This is a genomic window from Mobiluncus porci, from assembly GCF_009695935.1.
Taxonomy (GTDB): Bacteria; Actinomycetota; Actinomycetes; order Actinomycetales; family Actinomycetaceae; genus Mobiluncus; species Mobiluncus porci.
In genome coordinates, this window is the sequence record NZ_VUMY01000018.1 from 1 (window position 1) to 13,676 (window position 13,676).

Annotated in this window: 1 protein-coding gene and 1 rRNA gene; both read left to right on the forward strand. The window is 58.9% G+C overall.

The annotated features are described in order from the left end of the window. Nucleotides 1-237: 237 nt before the first annotated feature. Nucleotides 238-354 (forward strand): 5S ribosomal RNA (gene rrf, locus FYJ63_RS09185). 233 nt (nucleotides 355-587) lie between these two features. Continuing rightward, nucleotides 588-13,658: a cell wall-binding repeat-containing protein gene (locus tag FYJ63_RS09190; RefSeq protein WP_195839377.1), complete on the forward strand. Its 13,071-nt coding sequence runs from the start codon at nucleotides 588-590 to the stop codon at nucleotides 13,656-13,658. Nucleotides 13,659-13,676 lie beyond the last annotated feature (18 nt).

The following is a 13,676-nucleotide window of genomic DNA, read 5'->3' on the forward strand; positions in this document are numbered from 1 at the left end:
GCGTGGAAGCACCGTGAGGTGTGGAGCTTACCGGTACTAATCGGCCGAGAACAACACAAACAAACACCCACCACGCGACTTGTCGTGGACGGGGAACAACAATGAAACGAGACATTGCGAAACCTGCATGTCGCAGATACTCGCTACCGCTATACGAAAACAAACCAACCAGCCAAAGTATACGGCTGGGTTGCTCAACTCAAACTAAATATTGATGGTTTGACGGCCCGCTTTTGTGGCGGCGGTCATAGTAGCAGGGAAACGCCCGGTCCCATCCCGAACCCGGAAGCTAAGCCTGCCCGCGCCGATGGTACTGCACACGCCGGTGTGTGGGAGAGTAGGAAACCGCCGCACTAAAACCTGCAAGCGCCCCGAACCCTTCGGTTCGGGGCGCCATCACTTTTAACCCCGAAAGACAACCGGGAATTTAGCGCCTCCGAACAGATTGCCGCCCCCGCAAGCCTCCTCGGATTTGGTTTTGAAATTATTTTTAAAAATTTGTCTGCACAAATCTCTAATATTTGAATCCAAACTGACGATGACGTTAGATGTAATGGGGACTCTCCATGTACAGACGGGATGAGAACATGAAACTGACAAAGACGTTAGCGGCGGTCTCCGCAACCATATTGACGACGACTTTGCTGTCGGCGATTCCAGCTGTGGCAACTCCGGCTCTGGCTTTTCCGACCTTGCCGAATCGCTCTCACCCTGCGGTTTCGACAGCGCAACCCGCCGAGATTTCCCTCAGCGCCACGGCGCAAACGGCAACTTCCGCTGTCAGTTCCGTCGCGAAAAGCGTCGTGACGTATGACCTGGCGACCAATTCGGGCTGCCGGGCGACTGTGGTGGACTCCAGTGTTTGCGATCCGAACAGCAATACGCTCGTTCCATCCGACGCTAAGGACTTCCCCTCTGTTGCCCAGTATGTCTCCGGCACTGTTTTCAAACACGTCGGCGGCAAACGCGGCGTCTTGGAGAAGTCCTGGTCTTGGGGTGGATGGAAAGACGATAAAGTGCCGGGAGAAGACGGCATTCCCGGTCTAACCGTTTTCGCCCGCTGGTATGACGGTACGACGCGAGCCGGCGCCTGGTCCCCGCGTTTCTATGCCACCAGCGATAGCGAAGGTAACTACAAGATTGCCCTGCGTGACTTCGTGGACTCCAAGGGAATCACTCACCACTTCACCGGGAGTGGTTCAAGCAGCTCCTCCTCGAAAGATCAGTTAGTTCGCGTCGGGGTGCAGACCGATCAGTATCGTCTCGTGTGGTCTCCCAATAACGGCAATTCTTTGTCGAAGGCGGTCGTCAGCAATGGTTTAGCTAATAACGTCAAGTGGGGCAGTGGTCAAGTTACCGGCTACAACTTCGCCCTGGCAGATAAGGTCTTCATCGGCCCAGCCAATCGCGGGGTCAAAGTGACGCAGAAGAACAGTGGGGAAACCCCCGGTTCCTGTAACCCCGCAAGGGCGGCAAACTGGTATAAGATCACCGGAACCGTTTTTTGGGACTACGCGCAAAACAAATTCCGGAACTACGACCCCAGCCCCTATGACGGGAGGACATACTCCTCCGATCTGGACTGGCAGCCGACCATGCAATCGAAAATGGGAGACCAACCCGCCAGAGGCGATGATCTGAACTACTACGTCATCGCCTGGATTCCGGAAACCGAAGGAACCATGGGGCCGGATTACCCGGATCCAGATAATGCCGTTGTGGGCTGGGGCAAAGTGAAGAACGACGGCACCTACGAGTTCTTAGTTGATGGTGGCGGAAAGTTCTCGATTATCACCCGCAACAATCGCATGAACCACGTTATGGTGCAGCTGGTGCAAACTACAGGCGGGGAACCTGTCTTGAACGGCTCCGAAATCGAGAATGCCCAGACCATTGATGCCCAGTATGGTTTTTGGAACCCGACAGCCGAACAGTTCCGTTCCTGGGTGGATTCCGGTGGCACCGGCACCGGCACCGGCATCAAACAGAAACCAGAAGGGCTGTGTGGCAAAGACGCCTACTCCACCATCTACAACGTGAACTTCGCCATGTTCCCCTGGCAGGCTTTCTTGCGAACCAGCCTCGATGGCGCCAGCTGGTCTCAGCGCACCACCGTCATCAAGGACGACATGGTGCACGTGAAGGTCTCGGGTCTCGCCCCGCTGGGAACCTACCGGCTCTTCGCCGACAGCTCCACTCTCTTGGTGGATAGTTTCACCACCGACAAAAACGGTGACTGGATCGGTCAGTTGGACACCTCCGGGATGAGCGAACCCACCTGGGACGATACCCAACACCAACTGAACGTGGTTCTCCCCGGAGTTGATTCCGTTGATCTCACGAAGTCTCCTATCGTCGCCAACGGCATGTTGGAAGTCGTGCCGTATCGCGTGAATGAAGACCCCATCGAACTCACCGTCAACGAGGATCAACCCGGAGTTCATGGTTTAGAGGTGGAAGGCGCGAGGATTCAATCCTGTGAGTGGTCAGGGGGTCAGCCCGAAGGTTTGACTATCAGCGCGGATCCGGCGACGAACTCCTGTAAGGTGAGCGGAACCGCCACCCAGTCCGGGGCGTTCCGCAGCAGCGTCAAGATCTTGACCGACGAGGACAACGGCACTCCGACGACTTGGAACGTTTTGGTGCAGGTTCACCCGAAGGTTCTTCCGCAGCAAACCGGAGATACTGTCGGAGCCGGAGAATCGGCGGTGGCGAGGTTCGCCGGGGTCGGGGAGCAGTTCTTCGGTCAGGTGACGGTCGACAAAGATAAAACCAACAATCCATTTACCTTCGCGCTGACCGACTCGGCGGGAAGACCGATTCCCGAGATCAACGGGGTTTTCGATCTCGGTCACGGACTAAAGTTCCATCAAGGCAACGGGCAGATCCTCGGAACCCCGACCTTGGCGGCGTCTGAGCAAAGCGCCACGGTGAGTTTCCAGGTGAGCGCGACTGATTCCACGGGATTAGCCGCCTGGGAAAACAACCAACCGCAAGCCCCGGTTCCTTTCAACATCAGTATCGCCGCCCCGATCCGGCTCGTCGATCCGATTCTGCCGACGGTGATCGCTGGTCAGGAGATTGTGAATCCGGATGGGAGTCCGATTCAGATTTGGGTTCAAGGCGGAGAGGCTTCGGGAACAACGAATCCGGGCGGGTTCAACACCTATCAGTCGATGGAACTGGCTGGAGACAACACCATTGCCGATCGTCAAACTTTCCAGAATCTGGGATTCAACGCGGCGCCGGATCAGGCGGGGGCGGCTGCGGGGCAGATCTTGAAGATAACCGGCAGCTCGACGGCTGAGGTCAACACACCTACCGTTTTGTACCTTCCGGTCAAAGTGACCGATCGGAGCGGTCGAGTTTTCGACGGCTCTAAAAAATTCACTTTGCCGCAGATCAAGGCTAGAACCTCCGCCCTGAACGGCTCCGAAGGCTGGCTCAGGATGATTGTCCTCCCGAAGATCAGCGCCGGCACCCTGCAAGACGGAACGGTCGGAACAAAATATCCGGCTAATAGCATCGCCGATACCTTGAAATCCGGAGCCGGAGCGGACGGCATCGGGGCGCGGGTCACGGTCTCGGGACAAACCTTCACCTATGACTGGAACAATTTCACCTTTGCGGCTCAGGGGCTGCCCGCCGGTCTCAGCATGGGGTCGGACGGAACCATCACCGGAACCCCGCAGGTGGCGACTCCCTTGGACGGAACTTTAATCAGCATCACCTTGACCGGTAAGGACGGGACTGCGGCGGCGAAGACGAAACTGACCGTCCAGGTTCCGCTGAAGATCGGCAGCAGTTTCAAGGTCGCCACCGAAACTGTTGCGGCTAAAGCGATCGGCGGAACCGCCTACACCGCCGGAACCTCGCTGCAAACCAGTCAAGGAAAGACGCTATCCGCCACCATCAACCCCACCGGGGGGCAGGCGCCTTACACCTACAAACTCCAGGTGAAGCAGGGCGGCACCTGGATCGAGGCGACAACCGAATCCGGGCGTTACCTGATCCCGAACGAGGATGGCTCTCCTTCGGGACTGAAGATTGACTCGAACGGAAACATTATCGGGGAAACTCTGGGCAACTCTCCGTTCCCGGAGCTGCGGCTTGTGGTTAGTGACTCCGACACGGTCAGCTGCGTCAACAGCGGCGCCGCCGCTGCTCCGTGTGCCCGGACGGTCACCTTGAACCTCACTCGCGAAGACACGCGGAAACCGGTTTTCGACACCGATAGAGTGGTTTTGGATTTGAAGTCCAACTCGAGCGGTGCCGTGCCGATTACGGAAGGTTCGGGACAATACACGCAGCTGAGTCTGACCCCGAACGGTAGTTTCCCCGCGGGGCTGAACTTGAAGGTCACCAGCACCACCGCCACCGGCGGCACGGAGGAAATCACCTTGAACAGCTCCACTGTCGGAACTCAAATTCTCGGTGACGGAGTCACTCCCGCCACTTTCCAGTTCGTCGCCACCTACGACTCGGATAAGCCTGAGGTCGGGGATTATCCGGCGGCGTTTAGCGCGGTCGTGAAAGACTTGAACGGGAATGATGGCGATTCGACCGACATCACTGTCGAGATCACCGACACCCGGATGCCCACACAGGTCACTCCCAATCCCGGCGTCGTCACCGGACTTGAAGAGGGGGTTTCTCACGTTCAGAAGCCGGCGAACCGCAGCCTCGCGGATTACTTCGACCAGGACAGCGCCGAGATTGAGTGCTATGTTTCGTTACAGTGGGATTCCTCCAATGGATGCCCCTCCGAGGATGAAGCGAAGGGGATCTCCTTGGTGAATCTTCCGGGGATGTCGATTCTCCCCGACGGCACTTTGAGCGGCACCCCCAATCGGGGGGTGACGGGAACCCAGGCGGTGAGCGTCCGTGCCATCACCTCCACCGGCGCGGTTTCGAACCCGGTTGTTGTCCAGGTTGAAGTGGCGCCTTCCACTCTTGACTTCCGTCCGGGAACTCCGGTCGGGGTTGTTCGCAACGAGCCGCAATACAGTTGGGCTTTCTACCCCGCCACCGGCGGAGCGGACAATAAGACCTATCGCCTGTTGGATTCCAGCGGACAGCCGCTTCCCGGCTGTGAGGTTCATCCCGGAGAGGGCTCCAATGCTGGGAAACAGGTTTTGACCTGCGGAACCGCCGTGCTGATTGACAGAACCGGGCTGGTTTTGGAAGTCTCGACTCAAGACGGTGGAACCGGGAGCCGGATCACCCGCACCTCGGCGGTTGACTTCACTTTCGTGGCTCCGGTTTCAATCGTGAAGAAGCAGCTTCTCCCCGCTTCGGTTGGCGTGAACTACGCGAATACGGACGGATCTACCTTCCGTTTCGCGGTGGACGGGGGACTCGGCCCCTACACCTTCGGTTTCGCGGCGGGTTCTCCTCACGAGAAAGCCTCGGCTCCCGATGTTTGCGCAGGTGGGTGGAGACTGAAGGTGGCTTCCACAGACCCCTCGCAACTCGGCACTTCTCCAACCTTGAGTGATTCCGGGCTGTGCCTGATGCCGGATGGCTCCATCACCGGCAAAGCCACAACTCCCGGGGAAATCGATCTCACCAAGTTGCAGGTCACCGATTCGATGGGGAGAAGCGACGGCATCGACGATTTCACTGACCCGGATTATCCGAAGACCATTAGGATCTCGAGTGAACTCGCTATCGAGAGTCACTTCGGGGACTCGAGCCACGCGTTGCAAAGAGAGAAGAACCAGGTTTTGGCAGACTCCCCGGACTGCACTAATCCGGCGAGCTGCGCGGTGAAAGTCGCCACGATCAGCGGCGGGGCGCGCCTGTTCTCGGAAGTGACGATTCTCGGTTTGGGACAGTTCATGAACCTCGCTGACGGGGCGGATTCCGCCTTGGCTCTGACCCCCAGCGGCGACGCCCTCGGCACCACCGGGTCGTGGAGCGGAACTTTGAGGGATAAGGACGGCAAAACCTTGAAGGTCACTATCGCGCAACCCGATGCCCCCGGGTTACCTCTGGAAGTCAAGTTCTCCGGCGCTTTCACCAAGATCACCTCATCGAATCTTTTCGCCACGTTGAAGGTGAAGGATAAAGCTGGACAGGAGAAAACCGCCTATATCCACATTCAGGTGGACACGGATCTGAAGTTCGTGGAGCCGCAGAGCCCGCCGACGGGTTCAGCGGTTGCGGTGCAGGATCCCCCCGCGAGCCCCTCCGATCCGATCGAGAAACCGGATAGTTTGACGGATCTCAGCGGCGACGAGTGGGATGACATCAAGGATAACTTGGATCCCACTTTGCCGACGATCGGTTTAGGTCTCGACAAGGATTCGGTTGAAGGTGCCCAGACGAACCCGATCACGATTCCGAAACTCGTTGACGGCGGAACTCCCCCGTACCACTTCACGACCGAGCCTTGTAACGCCAAGGCTAATAACCGGGCTGCCGAGCACGCCACGGAACAAGTGGACTGTGCGATCGGGGACACAGGGCTCTATCTGGATTACTACACGGGTGAGATTTACGGCACCCCGAAAGAAGGCGTGGACACCACGGCGATTGTTATCGTCGTGGATTCGGATCAGCCTCCCCAGCATAAGCGCTCCAACCTGGTGGTGAGCATAGCCGACCCGCGCAAACCCAATGTGACGGCGGGGCAGACTGTTAATGCAGATAAGAAGACTCCCAGCGGGACGAGTGCGATCGCGTTGCAGGACGGTTCGGGACAGTACGCTGCCTGTGCCGTGGCGGCGACCAGACCGGAGATAACTGCTCCCGCTTGGCTCTCCACCGAGTTCACGGGAGGAGTGTGCAGCCTGAAGTGGACGAATCTTCCCGAGGACGCTGCCGGGAGCTACACCGTTTCTTTGCGGGTTCAAGACAAGAACGGCAACTGGAACACCGTTGACGGTCAAAAGACCGGCGAGGTTCTGTCCGATCCGGCACAGACCGTCACTTTGAAAGTCGCCGATACTCGCGAAGCCTCGTGGCCGGCGCCTTTCAACGGTCCCGGACCGTTCTCGGTTAACGCCACCGAAGGCAAAAACCTGGGGGAGAATGATTTCCCGACCCTGAAAGCCGGGGCGCAGGCGGATGGACCGACCGTGACAAAGTGGACGGTGGAGGGACTTCCTCAAGGTCTCAGTTTCGATGAGAATACCGGGAAGATCACCGGTTATCCGGAAAACGACCAGGTGGGGCACTTCGGTGTGACGATCACGGCGGAGACGGCGAACGGCGTCAAAACCACGAAGCGAGTCAACCTGGAAGTGGCGGATTCGGGGATGACGATTGTGCTTCCCCACACCGCGAAACCGGTGCAGGGAAGCGCCTACACCGTCGATCAACCTTTGACGGCGGAGATTGATGGTTCTAACTGCTCGGATTGCACCTTCACTTTCACTTCCACCAACAAGATTTTGACGGTTGACTCCAGCGGCAATGTGAGTCTTGCCAGCGGGGCAACTTGGCCGACAGGAGGCGACAAGGTCAGTGACACGTTGACGGTGACCGTCACTAACGGGCGAGGCATCACCGCGCAAACCAGCTTCACGGTTTCCGCCAGTGACGTCATCGATCTGAGCCCGAAGGCTCTCCCGGCGGTGTTCGACGGCGAAACCTTGACCCAGTGTTTCTCGATCAGCAGCGGGGACGGCTCCCAGGGCTATCAGCTTGTCTCCATCAACTCTGCGGAGCCGGGATTCAGCGCCAGCATCGATCCGACGCGGAACAGTCAGGACGCCGGATACTGCGCCACTTTCACCACCCCATCCGGAGCGAGCCCGACGGTGCACACGTTCACGGCGGTGGTGAGAGACGTGGCTACACGAGCCAACTCAGTCGACATCACCTTGAAACTGCCGGTGCGAAACCACATTGTGATGACACTCAACCCCGAACAGGTGATCGTCAAGAAGGGGCAGCAGATGGAGGAGATCACGGCGAGTGTCCCGCAAACGACGTGTTTCCCGGTCTACAGCGGCGACGACGTGACCTGTGAAAATTCCAGCGGATACGACTGGGAGGTGGTGAGCGGACCTGCCGGGATTGATTTCTCGGGACAATCACGTACGGAAGCCACGATTGGCGGCAGCTTCGATGAGCTATATTCCGGGGATGTGACGGTGCGCCTCACCCGAAATCGGGACGGGGTGGATTTGCGACCGACCGCGACTGCGACCTTCCACCTGAAAGTCGTAACCGACCTTGCGGTGCAGGCTCCGACAGACGCGACCGTGGATACCCAGAAGGATGGCACCGGTAAGGTCAGCGGTAGCGCGACCGATAATCCCACGCAATTGCTGCCCGATAAGACTAAAGCACCTGCGGACAATCCGACCGCGTCTACCGGCAAGTATTCGATTCCGAGAGTCACGCCGGACGGGAACGGGAACTATCCGATTACAGTCACGATTGGCGGAGAAGGCAAGCCGACCGGTTTCGCGCTCACCCCGGACGGGAAGATTGTCGGCACCTTGCTGCCCGGAATCGTCACCAGCGACGCCGGAACCAACGTCACTTTCCCGGTGGTGCTGACGGAGACGGATGCGGACGGGAGGACCAGCTCGACGGATCCTGTCGACGTGTCTTTCACCTTGACTGACACTCGTCCGCCCGCCATGGCGAACATGAAGATTTCCGGTCAAGTCGGTCAAAAAGCCACCGGCACCCTGTCCGGGGTGGATCCCTCCAGCAGCACCGGGAAACCGAAGTATCAAGGATTCACCTGTGCCTCCCCGCAGCCGAGCGGCGCGGGAGCCGTGAGTGTGAACGGGACAGATGCGGGTATCGCCATCGATAAAGACACCGGCACCTGGACGGTTTCCGAGAACTTTGTTCCCGCCGCGACGGATGCTTCCGGAAAAGCGACTTGGGAATGCAGCGGAACCGTGGTGGCAGCCAACGGGCAAACCACGACCGGCACCTTCACTCTCGAGGCGAATGACCGCCGCGTCCCGACTTTCCCGAGCGACCGCGAACGCTACGTGTGGGAGGGACGCAACCTGCCGCCGTTCTCGATTGTGGGAACGTGGGTGACGAGCCCGGACGGCAACCCGGCCGTGCCGCCTATCAAATCCATCACGGTTTCGAATCTTCCCGAGGGAATGAAAGTTGTGCGGGCAGACGGCTCTGAATGGCCGGAAGCTATGGTTTCGAACGGAACCAAAGAGGTGAAGAGCTGGACTTGTGCTCTGAACGGCTCTACGGCTGAGGCTTGTAATATCACCGGCTGGCCGGTGCAAGGCAGCGCCGGGAGCTACGTGGTTTCCCTCGACGTCACCGGGACGAACGGGGTCAGTGCCACCACCAACCCGACTGTTGTCAACTACACTGCGGCGCTGCGCTTGGCTCCTTCCGGAGACGCGATTCGTCGCGGGACGGTGGGAGAGAACTACGACCGGGTGGTGGCTTTGGCGGACTACGCCCGTCCCCTGAGTCTCACCGATGACACGGTTTATAACGGTTCAGGACCGGGAAGTCCCGCCCAGAACAACTTCGCAGCCTGGAAGAACACCTATGCTCTCGATGCTGGGGCGAGCGTCACCGTGAGCGGTGAAGACGGCTGGAGTGCCGCGCTTGTTGACCGGAGCGACTCCGCTGTGATTTCAGGATGTGATTCCTCCACATCCAACTATCTGAGCGGTAGCCTCGCGGGGTGTGATGGGCTGGTTCAAAAAGATATTAAGCTCACTCGTAACGGCGCGTTTGGCTCCGGTGATATCGGGGCGCACAGCCTCACTCTTACCTTGACTGACGGTCATGGGGTGAAGCGGACGCTGCCGGTGACGGTTGATGTGTATGCGCCGCTGGCGTGGGCGCGCCAACCGTTCCAGACCGCCGATGCCAACTCGGATGCCGTGTTGAACCCGAACAAGGGCGTGACAGCAGGTAAACCGTTCGTGGATGAATCTGGCGGCGTGATTTACGCCGAAGTGACCGGCGGAAACTCCGCAGACTACACCACGATTATGGCTCCTCACGGAACCTCTCTCACCTATGCGCAAACTCTTGCCGGGCCAGATTATGCCGGAGTGGAACCGATTTGGTGTAAAGCGCAATTCGACGCCAATTTGAAGCCCTCTCGCGCCAAGTGCTATCCGATTCCCGGATTGGTTCCGGTGGGAGCCACTGGAACCAAGGAAGCTCCCTACGAGGGTGAAGGGGTGTTCTTGCTTTCCAACGCGAAGTTCGTCGGAACTGTACCGGTCGGTACAAGCGCTGGGGAATATCGCGGTGCGGTTGTTGTCACGGATGCCAACCAGGATGTTCTCGCCAAGAACTTCTCGGTTAGGGTTTATGCCCCACTCACGGCAGGCTCTGTCAATCAGAGTATCCCGAGTGGGACGCGGATGAGCCCCTACACTGCCGACGGGACTGAACACGGCGGCTCGGTGGAACTCTTCACGGTAACCGGCGGAGCCGGTGCGGGCTACTCCTGCAGTTTCGAACCGGTCATCCCCGGCATGAGCTGCAGTGTTAATCCTGACGGGAAAGTGATTCTCACCGGAACTCCGGAATCGACCTATTCCGGGCCGATTCAAGTCAAGGTGACAGATAACGCCGACCCGACTCGAATCCTCACTCAGGAAGTCGAACTCGAGATAAAGACCGATTTGGCCTTCGTGCCGCCGGATCCGTCCGCCGTTCCGGAGGGGAGCTCGGTGGTTCCGAATACTGATCCCAATGGTGAACAAACCTTGGAGATCACCACTCAAGGTACCGGGAAGCCCCTGACCGACACGATTCCGCTCGACGTCACCGGCGGTGATGTCACGGCGGGCGCGAAACCAGGAACTCCGGAAGGATACGTTTTCCATCTGACTGATGCGCTGGGGAACCCGATTATCGGCTCGGTGTGCCCCGACGATCCGGCGACTCCTAACATAGATGAGAGCAAGATCGTGGACGGCGCTGACGTTTACCAGCGGATGTGCTATCCGATCGGAAACACCGGTCTGTTCCTCACCTCCGATGGGAAGATGATTGGAACGCCCATTCCAGGAACTACCTCGAATGATTTCACTGTGGTTGCCGATCATGCGGTTCCGCCCAATCAGAAGAGCGCGCAGCTCGACATCACGATTAAGGACTTCCGCCAACCCACGGCCTATCCGGTGGCGCTGAACACGACTGTCGGGACGACGGCAGCGAGCTCTCCGGCTTTGAGCGGTTACGTGATCCACAGCAACTTCACTAACCCGACTGGGGTCACGCCAGCGGTGACTTTTGATCAAGATCAGCGACAAGCGGCAACCGACGGGCAAGGCTTCTACAGTTCCTTCGACAGTTTGCATGTGTGGACTCAGGGCAAGGCTCCTGAATCCGCCAAAGCCCAAGCCTGCAGCGCGGAACCGATGCCGAGCTGGCTGGAACTCAACCATGCCACTGGCGAGATCACCGTCAAAACCGGCGAGACCGTGCCGTATCATGAAACCTTGAAACCGGACAAGAGCGGCGCAATGACTCCGGTTGCGGACGCAAGCTGGCCCTATCAGTTCTGTGTCTGGTATGTAGGGGAAAACGGCATGGTTTCCGATCCGGTGACGGTCACGGTCACTGTCGCCGACAAGCGTGAACCAGCCGCAGATCCCGCCAATGCCTCTCACGCTTTGGATCAACTCACGCCGGGAACTCCCGTGGTTGCAGACGACACCAAGATGGGTTGGAGTATCCCGAAGAATCTGCTTTCCAACACCGGAGCGAATATCGCGAAGGTCGGAGGAGACAGCGCGAAATTCGACCCGAATTACGGCACCGGCTTCAGGGACACCTCCATTCCCGGAGTGGAAGCGATTGTAACCTGCGACCGCTCGGGCGACCCGGTGACCTGCGACTTCAAGCTGCAGGGAACCCCCACCCCGGAAGCGGCAGGGAACACTTACAACCTCTCCTATGTCCTGGATCTGGCTAACGGTGAGCAACTGACCATCCATAAGGAAGTTCAGGTCGGCACCTATGACTTGAAGATTTCTACGGCTGCGATGCCGGTGGCGTGGGTGGGTGAGCCCTATACTCCCGGACCGGTGACGGTCACCGGTGGCGGAGCTGCCAACGAAGTGTCCGTGAAAGCGCCGGGTGGAAGCACCCTGGAAGGTTACGATGCGGGTCAGTTCACCACAGCGGGCGGCGACCCGTGGCAGCCCACCGAGGCAGATGCTGCGGCAGCGACCGGAGGGTATCTGCCGGTGACACTCACCGTTACCGACATGGTGGCTTGCGGCACTTGGAGCGGAGCGCAAGGAGCACAAGATTGCCCCTACAAGCGGTCTAATGCGGTGGAAATCCCGGTAGCGAAGCGACCGAGTGAAGCCAATATGACGGTGCCTGACGTGACGGAAGGTGCTGCGGCAACGAGTGGTCCGCTGGTGGATTCCCCGAACCTGGTCAACCAGCCGGGGACAAGCCAGAAGATTGTTTCGGCGCAAAGCGACAGCGGCGAGCCGATCCCCACCGGAGCTATCTCGGTGGACGGCAACAAACTCAAGATTGGACCGAACGTTCCACCGGGGAACTACACCGTCACCGTTGAAACGACCGTTCCAGGTTTCGGGACGTTCTATCGGGTGGTGAAGTTCGAGGTGAAGCCGAAACCGAATGCGGTGCTGAACCCCGGATCTAGCCCCAATCCCAGCCCCAGCGCCACTGACAATTCCGGAGGTTTCCGGTACTTCCCGCGCAATATCGTGACAGAAGACAGTCTCATCGTGCGTCACCCCGGTGCGAATCGAGAGGCAACAGCGCTTTCAGTGCTGGACTTCTTCGATAGGGGCACAGCCGGGGGAGCTGTGAACGGACAGATCGTGGCAGCCTACCCGGAGTATGCGCAACGCGCCAACGCCGACTGGTCGCAAACCGCCGTCTTGGTCAGAGACGATGAATACGCCGACTCTCTGGTCTCCGGTCCTCTGGTCGCCCAGCTCAACGCGCCGATTCTCCTGACCCCCACGCCGGCAATGAATATTGCGACCCTGAATCAGCTCGTGGAGCGTTCGTTTACGAAAGTCATCATCGTTGGCAATGAGGCGGCAGTAAGCGAGAACGTGGCTCAGACCTTGCGAGAAGTCGGCTTCAATGTCGAGCGCATCGGTGGGGCGGATCGGTACTCTACCGCTACCGCTGTGGCTGATCGGGTGTTGGCTGAGCGAGGAGAGGGATCTTCGATGGTCTTTATGGCAACAGGAGAGAACTATCCCGACGCGCTGACGGCTTCCTCAGCGGCCATCAAGCAGCGCGGAGTCGTGTTGTTGACTCCTAATGTTGGAGACCAGGCGGATACCGCCGCGTGGGTGCAGTCAACCAAGCAATCTTCGCAGGTGGCGATTGGTGGCCCGGCATCACGAGCGATCGATTCCTACGGAATGACGGTGGCGGATCGAGTGATGGGAGCCAATCGCTACCAGACTGCTTCGGCAGTGGCGAGGGAATTCTTCCCGGCGGAACCGGCGCGTGTGGTGGTCGCCACGGGAATGGATTTCCCGGATGCGACTATTGCGACGGCGATTACGGCTCGGACGGGAGCCCCGGTCACTTTGACTCCGCCGACAGCCTTAGCGCCGGTCACTAAGGAATATCTCTCCGACTCTCGGGCTAGCCTGAGGAAGGTGGATATCCTGGGTGGTCAGCAGGCAGTCTCCTCCCGGGTTGAGTCTGAGATCGTGGCGGCTGTCTCCGGCAAGTAGCTCCTCGGTGCCAGCCTT

Bases quoted from the DNA above. Each gene is read 5' to 3' on its own strand.
- FYJ63_RS09190 (WP_195839377.1), top strand. From the start codon at position 588: ATGAAACTGACAAAGACGTTAGCGGCGGTCTCCGCAACCATATTGACG.